We start from the raw sequence: 19,396 nt of genomic DNA, 5'->3' as shown, positions 1-19,396 counted from the left end.
CTTCGTTTCCGAAGGACAGCCTTTTTTCATTGCGCCGATGCGGCAGTCAGGGCGTCAGGGCAATACGCTGCGCAGCAATGCCTGCGCCTCGATGTACCCCGGGTCCGCCACCATCCTGTCCCAGCGCTGCGCCTTGCCGCGCGCGCGCATGCGCCTGATGCGCAGGCCCGAAGCCTTGGCGGCGCGGCGCGGCTCAATGGTACGCAACGCGTCGAGCACCTTTTCGGCCTCGTGCGGCTGATTGCAGATCAGCACCATGTCGCAACCCGCCTCGAGCGCGGCGCGCGCGCCCTCGGTGAGCGTACCGCCCTGGCGCGCGGCCTCCATCGAGAGGTCGTCGCTGAAGATCGCGCCCGTGAAGCGCAGGCGCTTGCGCAACACTTCCTCGACCCAGATGCGCGAAAAGCCCGCGGGCTTCGAGTCGACTTTCGGATAAATCACGTGCCCCGGCATCACCGCTGTGAGCGACAGACCGAGCCAGTCGTAAGGCTGCGCGTCTTCGCCGAGGATCGCTTCGAGCGGACGCTCGTCGACGGGCACCGCGACGTGCGAGTCCGCCGTCGCGAAGCCATGCCCCGGAAAATGCTTGCCGCAATTGGCCATGCCCGCAAGCGATAGCCCGTGATTGAGACTCTTGGCGAGCAGCGTGACGACGCGCGGATCGCGATGGAACGCGCGATCGCCCACCACCTTCGACTGGCCGTAGCCGAGATCGAGCACCGGCGTGAACGAGAGATCGATGCCGCACGCGCGCAGCTCGCTCGCGAGGATATAGCCCACTGCCGTCGCGAGCTTGGTGGCGAGCAGCACGTCCTTGTCCCACAGCGCGCCGAGGCGCCCCATGGCCGGCAGCACGGTGAAGCCGTCGGTGCGAAAGCGCTGCACGCGGCCGCCTTCATGGTCGACGGCGATCAGCAGGTCCTCGCGCACCGAGCGGATGGCGTCGGTCAGCGCGACGAGCTGCGCGCGGTTCTCGTAGTGCCGCGCGAACAGGATCACGCCGCCGGTCATCGGGTGCGCGAGGCGGCGCACATCGTCGTCGTTCAGCGTGGTGCCGACCACGTCGAGCATTACTGGCCCGGGATTGTTCTTCATCGATGAGTTTTGCGTAGATGCCGCGCAACGCACGGCGATAGATATCAGCCGTTGATTTCCGCAACCACGAACGACACCGCGTAGTCATGCTCGTCGGTGATGCTCACGCGCGCCGTGATACTGCGTTCATCGAGCCACCGCGCGAGTTCGCCCGAAGCGACGATCACCGGACGGCCGCCCGGCTCGTTGAGGGTCTGCATGGCGCGCCAGGTCATCGGCATGCGCATGCCGAGGCCGATCGCTTTCGAGAACGCCTCTTTCGCGGAGAAGCGCGTGCTCAGATACGCGAGACCCCGCGCCGCCGAGCGCGCCTTGCGCGCCTCGTAGACGGCGAGTTCGTCCGGGCCGAGCACGCGCGGCGCGAAGCGCCCGTTGGTGCGCTCCATGACTGCCGCCACGCGGCTCACCTGGATGATGTCGGTGCCGATACCGTAGATCGCCATGAGACTCCCGTCGATGTCTGTCGATTGCGCGCGGCGCGATGGTGCGGGGTCGCAGTCAGCCGCGCGTGCCGAGGCGCGCCGCCACCATGATCGCCTTCATTTCGCGCACCGCGTTTTCCCAACCCGCGAAAATTGCGTGCGCCACGATCGCGTGGCCGATGTTCAGCTCGACGATGCCGTCGATGGCCGCGATCTGCTGCACGTTCGTGTAGTGCAGACCGTGGCCGGCGTTCACCTTCAACCCGAGGCTGTTGCCGCAGCTCGCGCCGGTGACCACGCGCTCGTATTCGCGTTCCTGCTCGCCGGCGTCGTGTGCCTCGGCGTAGCGGCCCGTGTGCAGCTCGATCACGGGCGCGCCCGTTTCGTGCGCCGCGCGGATCTGCGTTTCGTCCGGGTCGATGAAAAGCGAGACGCGGCAGCCCGCATCGGCAAGCTGACGGCAGGCGGCGGCGACGGCGTCGAAGTGGCCCGCGACGTCGAGGCCGCCTTCGGTCGTCAGCTCCGCGCGCTTTTCGGGCACGAGGCAAACGTCGTGCGGTTCGATCTCGCACGCGATGTCGAGCATCTCGGCCGTCACCGCGCATTCGAGGTTCATGCGCGTTTTCAGCTGCGGGCGCAGCGCGCGCACGTCGGCGTCGACGATGTGACGGCGATCCTCGCGCAGATGCAGCGTGATCGCGTCGGCGCCCGCCTCTTCGGCGAGGAGCGCCGCGCGGATCGGATCGGGATAAGCGGTGCCGCGCGCGTTGCGCAGCGTGGCGACGTGGTCGATGTTCACACCGAGGTCGATCACGTTGGGCGAAGTGAGAAAGAAGCTCATAGGTTCTGCAAGTCGATCAGAATCTGGCGCGTCGCGAGCGGCGTGCCGCCAAGGTACGTGTTCAGCAGGAAGCGCATGAGCGCCTTGCTCTGCGCAACCGTCTGGGGTCGATGGTAATCGTCCTCTTCCATGTCGAGCAACGTCTGGCCCGAAAGCCGGGGCCATTGGGAAGGCCATTCGTCCGACGCCTCGCGCACGCCGCGTTCCGGATCGAACACGTAGCGCCCTTCGGCCACGACGGTCTTGCGGTTCACGGTGCGGTTGAGCGCGAGCGCGTAGCCCGCCTCGCGCAGCAGCACGCGCTCGAACGAGCGCAGCACCTGCACGGGCGGCTCGTCGTGCGCGAGGCGCGTGAGCGTCACGACGTAGTGGCGAAAGAGTTCGGGGTGCGGGTCTTCGCGCGCGATGAACTTCACGAGCAGTTCGTTCACGTAGAAGCCACACAGCAGCGCGTCTCCGGTCAGCGGCAACATGCCGCCGACCCACTCGGCGCCGGTGAGCGTGCGCACCTCGCCCTTGCCGGTCCACGAAAGCGCGAGCGGCTGGAAGGTCTGCAGCACGCCGCGCAACGCCGAATGCGGACGCTTCGCGCCCTTCGCGACGAGCGCCACGCGGCCGTGATCGCGCGAGAGCACATCGATGATGAGGCTCGTCTCGCGGTACGGATAGCTGTGGAGCACGAAAGCCGGCTGCTCGGCGATGCGGTAATCGGGGGTCGTGCTGCGTGACGCGCGCGGAAATTGCGAGCGCGCTGTGGTCTTGCGGCCGTTGCGCGGTTCGGCACGGCCTTCGAGCGTGGCGTCGGCGCCTTCGGTCATCGCGTTGCGCGTGGCGGCGCCTTTCGTCGCCTTCGTGCTGCGCGTGCTCGTCGTGCCTTGGGTGCCTTTCGCGGGCGAGCGACGCGCGCTGCGGGAACCGGTCGGTTCGTCCGCAGCGATTGCCTCGTCGGCCTGCGCGTCTTCGTGCGCGGGCCAGTCGTCGTGCAGGGTTCCGGCTGCGCCGTCACTCATACGCGGTGCCCGTCGTGCTTACTCGTAACCGTAGGCGCGCAGCCCGGCTTCGTTGTCGGCCCAGCCGCTCTTCACCTTCACGAAGGTTTCGAGGTACACGGGACCGTCGAACAGCTTCTCCATATCGAGTCGCGCCTCGGTGCTGATCTGCTTGAGCTTCGCGCCCTTCTGGCCGATCACCATCGCCTTCTGCGTGTCGCGCTCGACGAGAATCGTCGCGAAGACGCGGCGCAGCCGCCCTTCCTGCTCGAACTTGTCGATCAGCACCGTGCTCGTGTACGGCAGTTCGTCGCCGGTCCAGCGGAACACTTTCTCGCGCAGGATTTCGGCAGCGAGGAAGCGCTCGCTGCGATCGGTGAGGTCGTCCTCGCCGTAGATCGGCTCGCCTTCGGGCAGATACGGCTTGAGCGTCGCGAGCAGGCGCTTGATGTCGTCCGGGTTATTTGCCGAAAGCGGCACGATCTCGCGGAACTCGCGCAGACCCTGCACCTGCTGGATGAACGGATACAGCGTGCCCTTGTCGGTCACGCGGTCGATCTTGTTGGCGATCAGGATCGTGGGCGCACTCGGGGGAATCAGGTCGAGCACTTTCTGGTCGTCGGGACCGAACTTGCCGGCCTCGATCACGAACAGCACGGCATCGACCGAACTGAGCGTGGAGGTCACCGCGCGGTTCAGCGAGCGGTTGAGCGCCGTGCTGTGGCGCGTCTGGAAGCCGGGCGTGTCGACGAAGATGTACTGCGCGTCGTCGATCGTGTTGATGCCGGTGATGCGATGGCGCGTGGTCTGCGCCTTGCGCGAAGTGATGCTGATCTTCTGGCCGACCAGCGCGTTCATCAGCGTCGATTTGCCGACGTTCGGACGGCCGACGATCGCGACCATGCCGCAACGGAAACCGGCAGGAGTGGAGGTGGGAGCGTTCATGATCGGACCGGAATAGAAAAACGGGAGGCGCGCTCGCGGCGCGCCTCGGTGGAATCAGTGGCCGGCATCGGCCGCGCGCACGGGAATGGCCGTCGTGGCTTCGGCATGGGTCTGGGCGTCGGCGCTGGTGCCGCCGGCCGTTGCGGTTTGCGCGCGCTCGACAGTGCGCAACGCCGCTTCGGCTTTCACCGCGGCCGAGCGGTGGCCGATGGCGCCGGCGCTCGGTACGGCGTCGAAGCCCGTGGCTTTGTCGGCAGGCTTGTCGCTGGCCTTCTCTGCACCGCGTTCGGCCTTTTCCACGGGCTTTTCAGCCGGTTTGTCCTTCTCCGCCGGACGCTCCTGGACGTGCGCCGCGCGTATCACCGCGAGCGGCGCGCCTTCGGCTGCCGCGGTTTGCGCCGCACGCTCGCTACGCGCCGAAGCGCGCTCGCGGCGCTCCGGCGAGCGCAAATCGAGGGCGCCCTGCACACCTGTCACGCCGGGGACGACCTCAGGCTCCGGTTTGGGAGCACGCGCGCCCTTCGAGCGGCGCGGCTTCGCAACCAGCGCGGGCGCCGCCGCCATAACCTCGTCGAGCGCCTTCTTCGCCGCGGCCTGCTCCGCCGCGCGACGGCTCGCGCCCGAACCCGACACCTTCACGTCGAGCTTCGGCACCGTGCATTCGACTTCGAACTGCTGATTGTGCGCCGCACCATGCGTCGCGACGACCGTGTAGGTCGGCAAGGCGATCTTGTGACCCTGCAGGTATTCCTGCAGCAGTGTCTTGGAATCCTTGCCGAGCGTGCGCGGATCGATGTGATCGAGGATCGGCACGTAGAGGCGCTTGATGACCGTCTGGGCGGCGTCGAAGCCGCCGTCGAGGAAGATCGCCCCGAAGATCGCCTCCAGCGCGTCGGCGAGGATCGACGGGCGGCGGAAGCCGCCGCTGCGCAACTCGCCTTCGCCGAGGCGCAGGCCGTCGGCAATATTGAGGGCCTGAGCGATCTCGTAGAGCGACTGCTGCTTGACCAGGTTCGCGCGCACGCGCGAGAGGTCGCCTTCGTCCAGCTTGCCAAAACGTTGGAACAATAGGGCAGCCACCGCGCAATTCAGAACCGAATCACCGAGGAATTCGAGGCGTTCGTTATGCGTGGCACTGTGACTGCGGTGGGTTAAAGCCTGGCGCAGCAATTCCGCATTGCGAAATTCGTAGCGCAAACGGCTTTCCAACGGAGATTGGGGCATGGGGAGAGTATAACGCGCCCGCCGCCCCCGGCGAAAACAGGGGGCGGCGGGCGAAAAACCGTGACGAAGCGACGTTACCGGGGATTCTTCAAGTAGCGCGCGAAGATGCAATGCGCGTGATGCGAGTGAGTCTCGGGTTCGCGCATACGCTTTTCGTTGCTGCTTCTAATGCTTCTTCGCGCGCGTGCTCGACGTGCATCGCACGTCGAGCCAACACGAATTACTCGAACGAACCGATGCGACGCAGGTTGCTGAAGTTCATCCAGATGAAGAACGCGCGGCCCACGATGTTCGCGTCGGGCACGAAACCCCAGTAGCGGCTGTCCGCGCTGTTGTCGCGGTTATCGCCCATCATGAAGTAATGGCCCGCCGGCACCTTGCAGATCACGCCGCGCGCGTTGTACTGGCAGTTGTCGCGATACGGATAGTCCTCTGCGCCCACGATGAACGGCGGCACCGCGGGGTTGTTGAGGATGTTGTTCTTGCGGCCGCTGCCGAGGTCTTCCGTGAACTGCTTCGCATAGCCGATGCGCTCTTCGTCGAAGAAGTCGCCCTGCGGCACTTCCGGCACCGGCTTGCCGTTGATCGTGAGCTGCTTGTCCTGATAGGAAACCACGTCGCCCGGCAGGCCGATCACACGCTTGATGTAGTCGACCGACTCGTCCTTCGGATAGCGGAACACGACCACGTCGCCGCGCTCGAGCGGGCGGCCCTGGGTGATCTTCGTGTTCGTGATCGGCAGGCGGATGCCGTAGTCGAACTTGTTCACGAGGATGAAGTCCCCCACGAGCAGCGTGGGCACCATCGAACCCGACGGAATCTTGAACGGCTCGACGACGAACGAGCGTACGAGGAACACGATCAGGATGACGGGGAAGAAGCTCGCCGTGTACTCGAGCCACCACGGCTGGCGCAGCTTGTCGTTGCGCAGGTTCTGACGCGTGACGGGCGCGTTTTCATCGGCGAAGCGCTCGCCCACCCGTTCCTGCTGACGGTCGAACTCCGCGACCGCCGCATCGGCGGCGAGGCGCCGGCGCGGCATGAACACCAGTTTGTCTGCAACCCACGCAACGCCCGTCAAGATGACGAGCACAAAGAGTATCAGCGCAAAATTCATGTAGAGAGATCCGTTGTCCGGCTTATTTGCGTTACTTATTTATCTTCGACACGAAGGATGGCGAGGAAGGCCTCCTGCGGAATCTCGACCGAGCCGACCTGCTTCATCCGCTTCTTGCCTTCCTTCTGCTTTTCGAGCAGCTTCTTCTTACGCGTGATGTCGCCGCCGTAGCACTTGGCCAGCACGTTCTTGCGCAGCGCCTTGATGTTCTCGCGCGCGATGATGTGCGCCCCGATCGCGGCCTGAATGGCCACGTCGTACATCTGGCGCGGAATGATCTCGCGCATCTTCGCCGCGACTTCGCGGCCGCGATACTGCGACTGCGAACGGTGGACGATGATGGACAGCGCATCGACCTTGTCGCCGTTGATCAGCATGTCGACCTTCACGACGTCGGAGGTGCGGTATTCCTTGAACTCGTAGTCCATCGACGCATAACCGCGCGACACCGACTTCAGACGGTCGAAGAAGTCGAGCACGATTTCCGCCATCGGAATTTCGTACGTGAGCTGCACCTGGCGGCCGTGGTACTGCATGTTGATCTGGTTGCCGCGCTTTTGCGTACAGAGCGTGATGACCGAACCCACGTACTCTTGCGGCATGTACAGGTTCACCGTCACGATCGGCTCGCGGACCTCGGCAATCTTCGAGGGCTCCGGCATCTTCGCCGGGTTCTCGACCTTGATCGTGCTGCCGTCCGCCTGCACGACTTCGTACACCACGGTCGGCGCCGTGGTGATGAGGTCCATGTCGAACTCGCGCTCGAGACGCTCCTGCACGATTTCCATGTGCAGGAGGCCGAGGAAGCCGCAACGGAAGCCGAAGCCCAGCGCCTGCGAAACTTCCGGCTCGTATTGCAGCGAGGCGTCGTTGAGCTTGAGCTTTTCGAGCGATTCGCGCAGCGCGTCGTACTGGTTCGCCTCGACCGGATAGAGGCCCGCGAACACCTGCGGCTTCACTTCCTTGAAACCCGGCAGCGGCTCGGCTGCAGGCTTCGTCGCGAGCGTGACGGTGTCGCCCACCTTGGTCGCGGCGAGTTCCTTGATGCCGGCGATGATGAAGCCCACCTGCCCCGCCGAAAGCTGCTCGAGGTTGCGCGACTTGGGCGAGAACACGCCGACGTGCTCGACCGGATACTGCGCGCCGGTGGCCATCAGCTTGATCTTGTCCTTCGGACGCAGCGTACCGTTGACGATACGCACAAGCATCACCACGCCCACGTAGTTGTCGAACCACGAGTCGATGATGAGCGCCTGCAGCGGCGCTTCCGGATCGCCCTCGGGCGGCGGCACCTTGGCGATGAGCGCTTCGAGCACGTCTTCCACGCCGAGGCCGGTCTTCGCGCTGCAGCGTGTGGCGTCGGTGGCGTCGATGCCGATCACGTCCTCGATCTCTTCGATCGCGTTCTCGGGGTTGGCCGCGGGCAGGTCGATCTTGTTGAGCACCGGCACGACTTCCACGCCGAGTTCGATCGCGGTGTAGCAGTTCGCCACCGTCTGCGCCTCGACGCCCTGGCTCGCGTCCACCACGAGCAACGCGCCCTCGCACGCGGAGAGCGAGCGGCTCACCTCGTAGGAGAAGTCGACGTGCCCGGGCGTGTCGATCAGGTTCAGGTTGTAGACCTTGCCGTCACGCGCCTTGTACGAGAGCGCAGCCGTCTGCGCCTTGATGGTGATGCCGCGCTCGCGCTCGAGATCCATCGAGTCGAGCACCTGCGATTCCATTTCGCGGTCGGACAAGCCGCCGCACAGCTGGATGATGCGATCGGCGAGCGTCGACTTGCCATGGTCGATGTGCGCAATGATCGAGAAGTTACGAATATGATCCATTCAGTGCCGATCAAGCGAAAAAGGCGCGCCCCAACGAAAGCTGGACACGCCTCGTAAACAGATGAAAAACCGGACTATTTTAGCCGAAAAGGGGTCCCACGGGCGAACCATCCGGTGATGTAACGGATGGGTCACGCCCTGCGCACGCGTTTCACGCACCGCCGGGCGGCGCCGGCGGCACGCTCGGTGCGTCGGCGCCCAAGCCCAGCGTAGCGCGCACGCGTGCTTCGTCGAGATGGTAGTGACACAGCTCGATGCCGTCGCAAAGGAGCACCGGCACGAGCTCGTCGTAACGCGCCAGGAGTGCGGGGTCGGAATCGACATCGACGACGTCGAGCCGCGCGCCCGCCGCGGCGGCGAGCGGCTCGAGCGCCACGCGCATCTCCTCGCACAGGTGACACCACGCGCGCCCGTAGAGCACGAGGTGCGCGCTCGCCCGTTCGAGCGCGCCCGGCGCCTCCGACTCAGACCGCATGGGCGTGCGCATCGGCGTTACTTCTGCCCCGGCGCGCGCGGGCGCAACGGCACGAACTGCGTGTTGTCGCCGCGACGCACGAGCACCGCGACCGTCTTCTGCGGGTCGAGATGCGCCGTCACCTCCTGGAACTGCTTTGCGCTGGTGATGTCCGTGTCGCCCACGCGCAGGATGATGTCGCCCTTCTGCAGGCCGGCGCGCTGTGCCGGGCCATCGACCGAGTCCACCATCGCGCCGCCCTTGATCTTGAGCTGGGCGAGCTGGTCGGCGGGAATGTCGACCACCGCGATACCGAGCGCGTTCATCGCGCGCGGCTTGGGCTCGGGCGCCTTTTTCTGGTCCGCCTTCGCGTTCTTGTCGGTCTGCATCTCGGCGATCGTGATCGGCAGATCGCGCGTTGCGCCCTTGCGCCAGATCGTCACGGTCGCCTTGGTGCCCGGCTTCGTGTCGCCGACCATGCGCGGCAGGTCGGTCGCGGCGTCGACGCTCGCGCCGTTGAACTTCAGGATGATGTCGCCCGGCTGGATGCCCGCCTTGTCGGCCGGGCCGCCCGGCTCGACGCTGGAAACCAGCGCGCCTTGCGCCTTGGGCAAACCGAGCGAGTCGGCCACGTCCTTCGTCACCTCGCCGATGGCCACGGCAATGCGGCCGCGCGTGACCTTGCCCGTGGACTTGAGCTGATCCGCCACGCGCATCGCTTCGTCGATCGGAATCGCGAACGAGATGCCCATGAAGCCGCCCGTGCGGCTATAGATCTGCGAGTTGATGCCGATCACCTCGCCCTGCATGTTGATGAGCGGACCGCCCGAGTTGCCGGGGTTCACGGCCACGTCGGTCTGGATGAACGGCAAATAGTCGCCCGTGTCGCGCCCCTTCGCGCTGACGATGCCCGCCGTCACGGTGTTCTCGAGGCCGAACGGCGAACCGATCGCCACGACCCACTCGCCCACGCGCACCTTGTTCGAGTCGCCCATCGTCACGGCCGGCAGATTGGCGGCCTGGATCTTCACCACGGCGACGTCCGTGCGGTCGTCCACGCCGATCAGCTTCGCCTTGAATTCGCGCTTGTCGGTGAGCGTCACGTAGATGCTGTCCGCGTCGTCCACGACGTGCGCGTTGGTCATCACGTAGCCGTCGCTCGAGAGGATGAAACCCGAGCCGACGCCGCTGTTCTGTTCGGTGTCGTTGCCGCTGTCCGGGCCGGAGTCCGAACCGCCGCCCGGGCTTCCGCCCTGGCTTCCGCCCTGGCTGCCACCCTGACCGCCGCCCTGCCCACCCTGCGGCCCTTGCGGGAGCGGGATGCCGAAGAAGCGGCGGAAGAATTCCGACATGTCGCCCTGATCCATGCCCGGCGGCAGACCGCGCTGAGCCGAGGAGATACGCGTCGTGGTGCGGATATTGACGACCGACGGCCCCACTTTGTCCACGAGGTCGGCGAAGTCGGGCAGGTTGGCAGCCGGCGCCGCCGATGCCACGTGCGGTGCGAACGGCAGGCACGCCGCCACGACCGCGGCCGCGAAGAATTTGCGCAGCGGGAGAATCGTCATATCGAAGTCAGCCGAAGGAAGGAGTTACCTGGGAGCCTTGTATTCTATGGCAGACGCAAACTGCTGCAACGTGGTCTGGGGCACTTCGCCAAGCAACGTGATGAAGTAATCGCCGTTGCGCTTCACGAGCACGTGGGTCGCGCCACTGCTGCCCGAGCCTTCCTTGCGACTGTTGTTCTTGACCGGTTCGATAAACACCGAAAGCGTGGAGAGTCCGTCAGAGAATACCGCCTGATCGACCGGGATGGGCGGATCGCTCGCGTCGCGCGCCGCCATCGGCCGGCGCACTTCGCGAATCTTCTGGAAGCCCGGCGCGGCCTGCCCAAACGACCAGCCCTGCGCCTCGATGTCGATCGGCTGAAGCGGCGGGCGCACGACGTTCCAGCCCTCGATATTGCGCATGCCGTTGACGATCGGCGTCTTGTCGACGGGACCGCCGATGCGCACCTGCGTGAACGCGAGCTGCTGGAGCACCTGCCCATTCGACGGGTCGAGCATCTGCGAGCGCAGCAGCAGACCGGTTTTCGCGTCCGCCCACAGCTTGTAGGCGAAGCGGAAGTTGTCTTTCGGGTCGAGCTGGATCACCTGACTGTCGAGGCCGGCCACCCGGTCGTTGGCGAGCATCTTCGGCTCGTAGACACCCAGCACCTGGTCGCCGCTCGTGGAAAGCAGCGCCGGGAAAGCGTCCTTGTTCTGGCGCTTTTCGACGACGAGCAGCTTGCGCTCGGGCACGAAGGTATAGAGATCGTCGTTGTGGCGCAGCATCGTGCGCGGCTTGCCGTCGAGGCTTTCGAGCTTTTCGAACTCGCCGTCCTGCTTCGAGGCGTAATGCGTGATGCGCGAGGACTGCACGAACTCGCCGCGCTGGTAGACGAAGGTGCCTTCGTAACTTTGCTGCTGGGCGGCCTGCTGGATGCGGTCGAGCAGCTGTGCCGCGCTCTGGCGCGTGGCGGCATCGGCCGCCGACGCGCCTTGCGCGTGGGCACGCGGGGCGACAGACAGAGCGGTGAACATCACGGCTGCGCAGCACAGGAATGCCGGCAACCGCCCCCAGATTGTCTTTTTATTCAACCGCAATGTCTGCATCAAACTTATTGGCCTTGCGTGGTAAGAGCGGCTGAACGGATGTACGGCATGGAATCCGAAATGACCGGCTGCTGCGCGAACTGCTGGTGCGCCTGGAGATATTCGTCGAGGCGCGCGTCGCGGATGATGTTGCCGTCCTGACCGCCCGCCACAGGCGCCGGCGTGGTGTTCATCGCCACGCGCTGCACGCCGTCGCCCTGCGACTGCACAGCGGCGATTTGCGGCGCGCCGGCCATGCCCACACCGCGCATTTGCGGCATGACGATCCAGGTGAGCGTGGCGGCCGCGGCGGCCACGGCCAGCGACGGCATCACGCGGCGGCGCAACGCCAGAATGCGGCCCACGCGCTCATTGCGGCCAGCCTGCGCCTGCGGCAGCGCGGCCGGCGCGAGCAGATGCGGCTCCGCTTCGAAGCGCGCCGCGAAACCCGTCATGAAGGCGCGGCTCGCGGCCTGGCTGAGGGCCAAATCGTCGGAACGCAGCACGTCGCCGATCAGGTGGTACTCCGACCAGGCTGCGCGCCCTTCGCCGTCGAGTTCCAGAAAATTTCCGTTCAGATGCTCCTGCGCCGACGCTTCACCGTCGACGAAGGCGGACAGACGCTCGCCGCGCGAGCTTGATACCGATTGCATCGAGACCGAACCCATGATGCTCCCCATTCCCTAACAGACGTCCCTGTGACACCAACTCATTCTGGTGAATCGCGTCGCCGCCCGGGGCGAAGCTGGTTCTTCTTCTTACCAGCGCTTGCCTTCCGGAGTGTCCAGCAGCGGACGCAATTTTGCCGCAATGGCTTCCCGAGCGCGGAAAATTCTCGATCTGACGGTGCCGATCGGGCACCCCATCATTTCGGCGATTTCCTCGTAGCTTAGGCCTTCTATTTCCCGAAGCGTAATGGCGGTGCGCAGTTCTTCCGGTAAAACCGCCATCGCAGCATTGACCGTCTGTGCGATCTGCTTGCTCATCAACATCGACTCGGGCGTATTGATATCCCTTAGTTGATCGGCGTCCGAGAAAGTTTCCGCTTCTTCAGCATCTGCCTCGGTAGAAGTCGGCGCGCGTCTTCCCTGGGTCGCAAGGTAGTTCTTCGCCGTATTGACAGCAATCCGGTACAACCACGTATAGAAAGCCGATTCGCCACGAAACTGCGGTAGTGCGCGGTAAGCCTTGATAAAGGCGTCCTGGGCCACGTCCTCGACCTCGGCGGGGTCCCGCACGAGGCGCGAGATCAGCCGGATGATCTTGCGGTGGTATTTCGAGACCAGGAGCTCGAACGCGGCCTTGTCGCCTTTTTGCACGCGCTCGACCAGAACCTGATCAATTTCTTTTTCGCTCACCTGAGAAATCCGTTAGCACATGAAGTAGACGTGGGGGCACCATTGTAGCGTCCTCGCCACGGTCTCACGTTACGCGAGTAACAGCGGTTACAAGCTTTACAGCGAAGGGAAGCTCAGCGGCCGGCCGCGCTGCGCGCGCGCACGGCGAGTGTGCGGAAGACTTCTGCCGGAACGGCGTCGGCGGCAACGAGAATCGTCGTGCGGCGTGCGCCCTGCTCCACGACGAGCGCGAGCAGCCACGCGCCCCATTGCGACGCGCCGGCAAGTCGCCCGGCTGCGAGGCAGGCACCGTCGCGCGACCAGGCCGCGAGAAAATCTGACCCGATTTCGAGGAAGGCCGGCTGCTTGCGTCGCCACGCCGCAGCCGCGAGGCCGCCGGTCGCCAGGAACGCCAGCGTGGCGGGCAACGCTTGCCAGACGCCGGACCAGGGTGCGAGCGTCGTGTAGACGGCGGCCGCGGCCACGCCGAGACCCGCGGCAACGAGCAGTTGCAGCGCAAGCGATGGACGCAGGGAAAGCAGCGGCGCGCCCGCGCGCCGCGAGGGGAATGCAGGAGGAACGCGGCCGGCCGAAGCATTCGGCGCGGCCGCTGTCTCGTCGTGCAGGATCAAGCGTGGCGCTTGAAGACGAGCGTGCCGTTGGTGCCGCCGAACCCGAACGAGTTCTTCAGCGCGACGTCGATCTTCATGTCCCGCGCGGTGTTCGCGCAGTAGTCCAGGTCGCATGCCGGATCCTGGTTGAAGATGTTGATCGTCGGCGGCGACACCTGGTTGTGCACGGCGAGCACGGTGAACACCGACTCGAGGCCGCCCGCGCCACCCAGCAGGTGGCCCGTCATCGACTTGGTCGAGTTCACGACGATGTCCTTCGCATGGTCGCCGAAGGCGCGCTTGATCGCCGTGGTTTCCGCGAGGTCGCCGAGCGGCGTGGAGGTGCCGTGCGCGCTCAGCCAGTTCACTTCGCTGGTGTTGACGCCCGCGTTCTTCATCGCGGCGATCATGCAGCGGCGTGCGCCGTCGCCGTCTTCGAGCGGCGCGGTCATGTGATACGCATCGCCGCTCATGCCGTAGCCGCCGATTTCCGCGTAGATCTTCGCGCCGCGCGCCTTCGCGTGTTCGTACTCTTCGAGCACCATCACGCCCGCGCCTTCGCCGAGCACGAAGCCGTCACGGTCCTTGTCCCATGGACGGCTGGCCGTCGCCGGATCGTCGTTGCGCTGCGACAGCGCGCGCGCTGCCGCGAAGCCGCCGATGCCGAGCGGCGAGACGGTCGATTCCGCGCCGCCCGCGATCATCACGTCGCAGTCGCCGTATTCGATCAGACGCGACGCTTCGCCGATGCAGTGCAGGCCGGTCGTGCAGGCCGTGACCATCGCCAGATTCGGGCCCTTGAGGCCGTACTTGATCGACAGATGGCCCGAGATCATGTTGATGATCGAGGCCGGCACGAAGAACGGCGAGATGCGGCGCGGGCCGCGGTTGAGCAGCTCGGTTTGCGTGACTTCGATCATCGGCAGACCGCCGATGCCCGAGCCGACGTTCACGCCGATCCGTTCCGCGTTCGCTTCGGTGACTTCGAGACCGCTGTCCTGGATCGCCTGCATGCCCGCCGCGATGCCGTAATGGATGAACGTATCCATATGGCGCGCTTCTTTCGCCGGCATGTAGTCTTCGACGTTGAAGCCCTTCACTTCGCCGGCAAAGCGGGTCGAGAAGTTCGTAGCGTCGAACTTCGTGATGTTGGCGATGCCGGACTTCCCGGCGACCAGATTGGCCCAGCCGTCGGCAACATTATTGCCAACAGGCGAAATCAGCCCCAGGCCTGTAACAACAACTCGACGACGGCTCACGGTAACCCCTTATCCATAGATGACAAAAACAAAAGCCACAGAGGCCACAGGAAATGCTCCTGTGAGCCCTGTGGCTAGTTGACCGGCAGATGCCCCGCAGCGAGTGCAGCAGGCGTACGCGGTTTCACGGGCAAGCGTCCTCGCGGGCCGCCAGCGCACTGCGTTGCGCGGCCCAGGCGGGAATCTGGCGCTTAGGCCTTGACGTTCGCGCGAGCGTAGTCGATCGCTTGCTGAACCGTCGTGATCTTCTCGGCTTCCTCGTCCGGGATTTCCATGCCGAACTCGTCTTCGAGAGCCATGACCAGTTCGACGGTGTCGAGCGAGTCGGCGCCCAGATCGTTCACGAACGAAGCTTCGTTCTTGATTTCAGCTTCGGCGACGCCCAGTTGCTCGGCGACGATCTTCTTGACGCGCTGTTCGATGTTGTCCATTACCCCTCCAAGGGAAAAAAGTTAGCTCATGAATGCGAGTGCGCGCATTTTATCAGGTTTGACCTGGCTGAAAAGCGGCGCTCAAGGTTCCGGAAGGCTATCCGCGACGGCGCTTGCGCAATGTTCTGCATCAAGCGCATCAAGGCGCGGATAGTACCTGAATCCGGTTAAGACATATACATGCCGCCGTTCACGTGCAACGTCGTGCCCGTGATGTAGGCCGCCTGCGGCGACGCGAGGAACGCGACCGCATGCGCGATGTCGTCCGGGCTGCCGAGGCGGCCCAGCGGAATCTGCTGTTTGAGGGCGGCCTGCTGCTCCGCCGGCAGGTCCTTCGTCATGTCGGTGTCGATGAAACCGGGCGCGACGCAGTTCACGGTGATGCCGCGGCTGCCGATCTCGCGTGCGAGCGCGCGCGTCATGCCCGCCACGCCGGCCTTGGCGGCGGCGTAGTTGGCCTGGCCCGGGTTGCCCGACGAGCCCACCACCGAGGTGATGTTGATGATGCGGCCGCCCTTCGCCTTCATCATCGGGCGCAGCACGGCGCGCGACAGGCGGAACACCGACTTCAGGTTGGTGTCGATGACCGAGTCCCACTCGTCGTCCTTCATGCGCATCGCCAAGTTGTCCTGCGTGATGCCCGCATTATTGACGAGGATCGCAAGACCGCCGAATTCCTTGACCGTTGCGTCGATCAGCGCTTCCGCTGCAGCGGCGTCGTTCACGTTGAGCACCGCGCCGCGGCCCTTCAGGCCCGCCGCTTCGAAAGCGGCCGAGATGGCCTGCGCGCCGGCTTCGCTCGTTGCCGTACCGATCACCGTCGCGCCCTGGCGCGCCAGTTCCAGCGCGATCGCGCGGCCGATGCCGCGGGTGGCGCCGGTCACGATCGCGGCTTGATTGTCGAAAGTCTTTTCCATCGTTTGAATCCGTTAGCGGTGGTGGCGTAGGCGCTTAAGCCTTCAGAAGCGCGAGCGCTTCGTCGAGCGACTTCGGATCGAGCACCGAGGCGCCGACCAGGTTGCCGTCGATACGCCTGGTGAGGCCCGCAAGCACCTTGCCCGGACCGCATTCGACTACGTGCGTCGCGCCTTGCGCCGCGATGGCCTGCACGCACTCGACCCAGCGCACGGCGCCCGCGGCCTGGCGCACGAGCGCGTCGCGGATCTTCGCGGGGTCGGTTTCGAAAGCCACGTCGACGTTGTTCACCACGGGAATCTGCGGCGCGTTCAGCGTGACGTTCGCGAGGTAGTCGCGCAGCTGATCCGAGGCGGGCTTGAGCAGCGACGAGTGGAACGGCGCCGAAACCGGCAGCGGCAGCGCGCGCTTGGCGCCCTTTGCCTTGGCGATTTCGCAGGCCTTTTCGACCGCACCCTTGTGGCCCGCGATCACGACTTGCGCCGGCGCGTTGAAGTTCACGGCTTCGACCACGCCGCCGCTCGCAGCCGCGGCTTCCGCACAGACTGCGCGCACGGTGTCGTCGTCGAGACCGAGCACGGCGGCCATGCCGCCCTCGCCCACCGGCACCGCGCTTTGCATCGCCTGCGCGCGAAAACGCACGAGCGGCACGGCGTCGCGGAATGCGAGCACGCCGGCGGCGACCAGCGCCGTGTATTCGCCGAGGCTGTGGCCGGCGACGATAGCAGGCAGAGGACCGCCCGCCTGCTGCCACGCGCGATAGACGGCGTAAGCGGCGGTGAGCATGACCGGCTGCGTGTTGGTGGTGAGATTGAGTTCTTCGGCAGGGCCTTCGGCGATCAGCTTGCCTAGGTCCTGGCCCAGCGCGTCGGACGCTTCTTGCAGCGTCTCGCGCACGACGGCGTTATCGGCGAAGGCGTCGAGCATGCCGACGGCCTGCGAGCCTTGTCCGGGAAAAACGAACGCGAATTTCATAACGTCCCCAAATTCGTTCAATACGGGTGGGCAATGCGCTCGGATGAACCGCCGCCGGCTGCGCGCGACGTGTTCGTCGTGCGCCAGGACCGGCTACGGGAGCGCGAGAGCCCGCTCAGGATGCTTAGAAGCGGATGACGGAGGCGCCCCAGGTGAAGCCGCCGCCCACGCCTTCGATCAGCACGTTGTGGCCGCGCTTGATGCGGCCGTCGCGCACCGCAACGTCGAAGGCGAGCGGTATCGAGGCCGCCGAGGTGTTGCCATGCTCGCCCACCGTCACCACCATGCGCTCGGCGGGCAGGCCGAGCTTGCGGCAGGTGCCCTGCATGATGCGGATATTGGCCTGGTGCGGAATCAGCCAGTCGACCTGGTCGGCGGAGAGCTGCGCCTTGTCGAGCGCCTCGATCGCGACCTTTTCGAGCACGTTCACGGCCAGCTTGAACACGGCCTGGCCGTCCATGTGCAGGAACGCGTTGCCCGCGATCGCGCCGCCGTGCACGTTGCCCGGCGTGCACAGGATGTGCGCGTAGCTGCCATCGGCGTGCAGCGCGCTCGACAGCACGCCCGGTTCGCTCGACGCCTGCAGGATGATCGCGCCTGCACCGTCGCCGAACAGCACACAGGTGGTGCGATCGTTGAAATCGAGAATACGCGAGAAGGTTTCCGCGCCGACCACGAGCGCCGTGCGATGCTGGCCGCTGCGGATCAGGCTGTCGGCCACCGAAACGGCGTAGGCGAAGCCCGAGCACACGGCCTGCACGTCGAACGCCGCGCCGTGATTGCGGATGCCGAGCTTATTCTGCAAGAGGCAGGCCGTGCTCGGAAAGACGAAATCGGGCGTGGAAGTAGCGACGATGATGAGGTCGATCGACTGCGGATCGACGTCGGCGGCCGCGATCGCACGCTGCGACGCCGCAAGCGCGAGATCGCTCGTCGTGACGTCGGGCGCGGCGAAGTGGCGTGCGTGAATGCCCGTGCGGGCCACGATCCATTCGTCGCTCGTCTCGACGCCTTTTGCGGCGAGCCGTTCGGCCAGTTCCTGGTTGGTGACGCGATCAGGCGGAAGATAGCTGCCCGTGCCGATCACGCGGGAATAGAGAGTCGATTGAGCCATTATGCCTTCGAGGATGATGCGGCGCCGGGCGGTACCTCGCCCGCTGCCTGGCTGGGCGCACTGGTAGCCTGCCCCGCCTGCGCGGCTTGCACGTTCTGGGCGCCGCCGGGCTCGTCTGCCGCCTGTTCGAGCGAACCGGCGTTTTCTTCCATGGCGTGCGCGAGGCGCTCCAGCACGCCATTTTTGACGGCATCATACCCGCGATTGATCGCACACTCAAACGCGTAGGCATCGGCCGAGCCGTGGCTCTTGATGACGAGGCTCTTCAAGCCGAGCAGCGCCGCGCCGTTGTACTGGCGATGGTCGACACGTTTCTTGAAGCGCATGAGCACGGGCAGGGCGGCAATCGCCATGAGCTTGGTGAGCCACGAGCGGCCGAACTCTTCCTTGATCATGTCGTTGAGCATCTGCGCGAGGCCCTCCGACGTCTTGAGCGCGACATTCCCAACGAAACCGTCACAGACGATGACGTCGACGGTGCCCTTGTAAATGTCGTTGCCTTCGACGTTGCCGCGGAAGTTCAGCGTGCTCGCGCGCAGGAGCTCGCCCGCGCGCTTGATGGTGTCGTTGCCCTTGATGACTTCTTCGCCGATATTCAGGAGCCCGATGGTTGGGCGATCCTTGCCCTCCAGCGCCGCGACGAGCGCGTGGCCCATCTCCGCGAACTGCAGCAGGTGCTGCGGTTCGCAGTCGACGTTCGCGCCGAGGTCGAGCATCGTCGTGTAGCCGCGCGGATTCGGCAGCGCGAAGGCGATGGCCGGGCGTTCGATGCCGGGCAACGTCTTGAGCACATAGCGCGACACGGCCATCAGCGCGCCGGTGTTGCCGGCCGAGATGCAGGCTTGCGCCTCGCCCTCTTTCACGCGATTGAGCGCGACGCGCATCGACGAATCTTTTTTCTTGCGCAGGGCGACTTCGACCGGATCGTCCATTTCGACGACCTCGGTGGCGGGCACGACGGTAAGCGCGGGATGGTCCGACGCCTTCAGCTTCTTCAACTGGGCGCGAACCGCCGACTCGACGCCCACGAGCATGAGATGCGCGTCGGGGTGCGAGCGGACGAAATGGACTGCGGCAGGCACCGTCACAGACGGGCCGTGGTCGCCTCCCATGCAATCTATCGTGAGCGTAACAGTCATGGAATGCGACGGATTTCAGGCATAAAAAAGCGGCAGTTGAATGCCGCCTTTTTGCCGAGCCGAAAT

At 65.4% G+C, this 19,396-nt stretch carries 20 protein-coding genes; all 20 read right to left on the bottom strand.

The genetic code is table 11. The features are described 5' to 3' along the window. Positions 1–54: 54 nt before the first annotated feature. The 20 genes from nagZ to plsX all read right to left on the bottom strand — a co-directional run bounded on the left by nagZ (position 55) and on the right by plsX (position 19,330). Complete coding sequence (nagZ, locus tag AB4Y42_RS14490) at positions 55–1,095, bottom strand: beta-N-acetylhexosaminidase (protein WP_368694588.1); 1,041 nt, start codon at positions 1,093–1,095, stop codon at positions 55–57. A 44-nt stretch (positions 1,096–1,139) separates the two neighbouring features. Next, a complete protein-coding gene (acpS, locus tag AB4Y42_RS14485; RefSeq protein WP_368694587.1) occupies positions 1,140–1,538 on the bottom strand; it encodes a holo-ACP synthase in 399 nt (132 codons plus the stop codon). Positions 1,539–1,593: 55 nt separating this feature from the next. Continuing rightward, on the bottom strand, positions 1,594–2,358 hold the full coding sequence (gene pdxJ / locus AB4Y42_RS14480) for a pyridoxine 5'-phosphate synthase (RefSeq protein WP_368694586.1): 765 nt from the start codon (positions 2,356–2,358) through the stop codon (positions 1,594–1,596). Continuing rightward, complete coding sequence (gene recO / locus AB4Y42_RS14475; RefSeq protein WP_368694585.1) at positions 2,355–3,368, bottom strand: DNA repair protein RecO; 1,014 nt, start codon at positions 3,366–3,368, stop codon at positions 2,355–2,357. Before recO ends, pdxJ begins: the two co-directional genes overlap by 4 nt. Positions 3,369–3,386: 18 nt before the next feature. Continuing rightward, positions 3,387–4,292 carry a GTPase Era gene (gene era, locus AB4Y42_RS14470; RefSeq protein ID WP_069262565.1) on the bottom strand — a complete coding sequence of 302 codons (906 nt, stop codon included), beginning with the start codon at positions 4,290–4,292 and terminating at the stop codon, positions 3,387–3,389. Positions 4,293–4,346: 54 nt separating this feature from the next. Beyond that, positions 4,347–5,516 (bottom strand): ribonuclease III, encoded by a 1,170-nt coding sequence (gene rnc / locus AB4Y42_RS14465; RefSeq protein WP_368694584.1) that lies wholly within the window; start codon positions 5,514–5,516, stop codon positions 4,347–4,349. A gap of 220 nt (positions 5,517–5,736) precedes the next feature. Then, positions 5,737–6,633 carry a signal peptidase I gene (gene lepB / locus AB4Y42_RS14460; RefSeq protein WP_069262567.1) on the bottom strand — a complete coding sequence of 299 codons (897 nt, stop codon included), beginning with the start codon at positions 6,631–6,633 and terminating at the stop codon, positions 5,737–5,739. A gap of 35 nt (positions 6,634–6,668) precedes the next feature. Then, on the bottom strand, positions 6,669–8,462 hold the full coding sequence (gene lepA, locus AB4Y42_RS14455; RefSeq protein ID WP_368686611.1) for a translation elongation factor 4: 1,794 nt from the start codon (positions 8,460–8,462) through the stop codon (positions 6,669–6,671). A gap of 151 nt (positions 8,463–8,613) precedes the next feature. Beyond that, on the bottom strand, positions 8,614–8,949 hold the full coding sequence (locus AB4Y42_RS14450) for a glutaredoxin family protein (RefSeq protein ID WP_368694583.1): 336 nt from the start codon (positions 8,947–8,949) through the stop codon (positions 8,614–8,616). A 5-nt stretch (positions 8,950–8,954) separates the two neighbouring features. Continuing rightward, positions 8,955–10,484 (bottom strand): DegQ family serine endoprotease, encoded by a 1,530-nt coding sequence (locus tag AB4Y42_RS14445; RefSeq protein WP_368686613.1) that lies wholly within the window; start codon positions 10,482–10,484, stop codon positions 8,955–8,957. A gap of 24 nt (positions 10,485–10,508) precedes the next feature. Further along, positions 10,509–11,570 carry a MucB/RseB C-terminal domain-containing protein gene (locus AB4Y42_RS14440; RefSeq protein WP_368686725.1) on the bottom strand — a complete coding sequence of 354 codons (1,062 nt, stop codon included), beginning with the start codon at positions 11,568–11,570 and terminating at the stop codon, positions 10,509–10,511. 5 nt (positions 11,571–11,575) lie between these two features. Then, a complete protein-coding gene (locus tag AB4Y42_RS14435; RefSeq protein ID WP_368694582.1) occupies positions 11,576–12,217 on the bottom strand; it encodes a sigma-E factor negative regulatory protein in 642 nt (213 codons plus the stop codon). A gap of 90 nt (positions 12,218–12,307) precedes the next feature. Continuing rightward, the gene (gene rpoE / locus AB4Y42_RS14430) at positions 12,308–12,907 is read right to left on the bottom strand and encodes an RNA polymerase sigma factor RpoE (protein ID WP_027795258.1); all 600 of its coding nucleotides are present in this window, start codon (positions 12,905–12,907) and stop codon (positions 12,308–12,310) included. Between the two features lie 113 nt (positions 12,908–13,020). Next, entirely contained in the window at positions 13,021–13,518 is a 498-nt protein-coding gene (locus AB4Y42_RS14425) for a protein YgfX (protein ID WP_368686615.1), read from the bottom strand. Then, the gene (fabF, locus tag AB4Y42_RS14420; RefSeq protein WP_254354937.1) at positions 13,515–14,756 is read right to left on the bottom strand and encodes a beta-ketoacyl-ACP synthase II; all 1,242 of its coding nucleotides are present in this window, start codon (positions 14,754–14,756) and stop codon (positions 13,515–13,517) included. The genes AB4Y42_RS14425 and fabF overlap by 4 nt, the downstream gene beginning before the upstream one ends. A 191-nt stretch (positions 14,757–14,947) precedes the next feature. Further along, positions 14,948–15,187 (bottom strand): acyl carrier protein, encoded by a 240-nt coding sequence (acpP, locus tag AB4Y42_RS14415; RefSeq protein WP_004197638.1) that lies wholly within the window; start codon positions 15,185–15,187, stop codon positions 14,948–14,950. 167 nt (positions 15,188–15,354) lie between these two features. Beyond that, complete coding sequence (fabG, locus tag AB4Y42_RS14410; protein WP_368694581.1) at positions 15,355–16,104, bottom strand: 3-oxoacyl-ACP reductase FabG; 750 nt, start codon at positions 16,102–16,104, stop codon at positions 15,355–15,357. 34 nt (positions 16,105–16,138) lie between these two features. Then, on the bottom strand, positions 16,139–17,077 hold the full coding sequence (gene fabD, locus AB4Y42_RS14405; RefSeq protein WP_368686616.1) for an ACP S-malonyltransferase: 939 nt from the start codon (positions 17,075–17,077) through the stop codon (positions 16,139–16,141). Between the two features lie 124 nt (positions 17,078–17,201). Continuing rightward, entirely contained in the window at positions 17,202–18,191 is a 990-nt protein-coding gene (locus AB4Y42_RS14400) for a beta-ketoacyl-ACP synthase III (protein ID WP_368686617.1), read from the bottom strand. After that, the gene (gene plsX, locus AB4Y42_RS14395; RefSeq protein ID WP_069262574.1) at positions 18,191–19,330 is read right to left on the bottom strand and encodes a phosphate acyltransferase PlsX; all 1,140 of its coding nucleotides are present in this window, start codon (positions 19,328–19,330) and stop codon (positions 18,191–18,193) included. The genes AB4Y42_RS14400 and plsX overlap by 1 nt, the downstream gene beginning before the upstream one ends. Between the last annotated feature and the right edge of the window lie 66 nt (positions 19,331–19,396).

This window comes from Paraburkholderia sp. EG286B (assembly GCF_040965655.1).
GTDB lineage: Bacteria > Pseudomonadota > Gammaproteobacteria > Burkholderiales > Burkholderiaceae > Paraburkholderia.
This window is presented reverse-complemented; position numbering and strand designations above follow the sequence as displayed.

Coding starts and splice junctions, on each gene's coding strand:
- nagZ (WP_368694588.1), bottom strand. CDS start 1,095: ATGAAGAACAATCCCGGGCCAGTAATGCTCGACGTGGTCGGCACCACG.
- acpS (WP_368694587.1), bottom strand. CDS start 1,538: ATGGCGATCTACGGTATCGGCACCGACATCATCCAGGTGAGCCGCGTG.
- pdxJ (WP_368694586.1), bottom strand. CDS start 2,358: ATGAGCTTCTTTCTCACTTCGCCCAACGTGATCGACCTCGGTGTGAAC.
- recO (WP_368694585.1), bottom strand. CDS start 3,368: ATGAGTGACGGCGCAGCCGGAACCCTGCACGACGACTGGCCCGCGCAC.
- era (WP_069262565.1), bottom strand. CDS start 4,292: ATGAACGCTCCCACCTCCACTCCTGCCGGTTTCCGTTGCGGCATGGTC.
- rnc (WP_368694584.1), bottom strand. CDS start 5,516: ATGCCCCAATCTCCGTTGGAAAGCCGTTTGCGCTACGAATTTCGCAAT.
- lepB (WP_069262567.1), bottom strand. CDS start 6,633: ATGAATTTTGCGCTGATACTCTTTGTGCTCGTCATCTTGACGGGCGTT.
- lepA (WP_368686611.1), bottom strand. CDS start 8,462: ATGGATCATATTCGTAACTTCTCGATCATTGCGCACATCGACCATGGC.
- AB4Y42_RS14450 (WP_368694583.1), bottom strand. CDS start 8,949: ATGCGCACGCCCATGCGGTCTGAGTCGGAGGCGCCGGGCGCGCTCGAA.
- AB4Y42_RS14445 (WP_368686613.1), bottom strand. CDS start 10,484: ATGACGATTCTCCCGCTGCGCAAATTCTTCGCGGCCGCGGTCGTGGCG.
- AB4Y42_RS14440 (WP_368686725.1), bottom strand. CDS start 11,570: ATGCAGACATTGCGGTTGAATAAAAAGACAATCTGGGGGCGGTTGCCG.
- AB4Y42_RS14435 (WP_368694582.1), bottom strand. CDS start 12,217: ATGGGTTCGGTCTCGATGCAATCGGTATCAAGCTCGCGCGGCGAGCGT.
- acpP (WP_004197638.1), bottom strand. CDS start 15,187: ATGGACAACATCGAACAGCGCGTCAAGAAGATCGTCGCCGAGCAACTG.
- fabG (WP_368694581.1), bottom strand. CDS start 16,104: ATGGAAAAGACTTTCGACAATCAAGCCGCGATCGTGACCGGCGCCACC.
- fabD (WP_368686616.1), bottom strand. CDS start 17,077: ATGAAATTCGCGTTCGTTTTTCCCGGACAAGGCTCGCAGGCCGTCGGC.
- AB4Y42_RS14400 (WP_368686617.1), bottom strand. CDS start 18,191: ATGGCTCAATCGACTCTCTATTCCCGCGTGATCGGCACGGGCAGCTAT.
- plsX (WP_069262574.1), bottom strand. CDS start 19,330: ATGACTGTTACGCTCACGATAGATTGCATGGGAGGCGACCACGGCCCG.